1 protein-coding gene is annotated in these 565 nt (G+C 46.4%); it reads left to right on the forward strand.

Annotated features, from left to right (window positions below; all coding sequences use genetic code 11):
• A partial coding sequence (locus BSF42_RS22595) for a hypothetical protein (RefSeq protein ID WP_172426748.1) occupies nt 1-565 on the forward strand: 565 nt, incomplete at both ends.

The following is a 565-nucleotide window of genomic DNA, read 5'->3' on the forward strand; positions in this document are numbered from 1 at the left end:
CTGTCTTTGATGCGAAGTTACTTTCCTTTGGGGAAGATCTATGTCTGGGAACGGGTCCCGGAGTTGTTATCGAATTTTCAAGCAGTGCTGCAGGGCCTTATATAATAGAATATGAAGTGGATGGAGTGCCACAGGCGGCAGTGACCCTGAGCAGCAGTCCGTATACTTTGATGACCGCGCCGGCTCCTTTGGGCACTTATCATCTAACAAAAGTTACTGTCTCAGGATGCGAAATTGCCTTGGATGAAACCATTACTATCGATAAAATTACTCCCCCTGTCTTTGATGCAAAGTTACTTTCCTTTGGAGAAGATCTATGTCTGGGAACGGGTCCCGGAATTGTTATCGAATTTTCAAGCAGTGCTGCAGGGCCTTATATAATGGAATATGAAGTGGATGGAGTACCCCAGGCGGCAGTGACCCTGAGCAGCAGTCCGTATACTTTGATGACCGCGCGGGCTCCTTTGGGCACTTATCATCTAACAAAAGTTACTGTCTCAGGATGCGAAATTGCCTTGGATGAAACCATTACTATCGATAAAATTACTCCCCCTGTCTTTGATGC

The sequence above is a fragment of the Flavobacterium sp. ACN6 genome (genome assembly GCF_002304005.1).
Taxonomy (GTDB): Bacteria; Bacteroidota; Bacteroidia; order Flavobacteriales; family Flavobacteriaceae; genus Flavobacterium.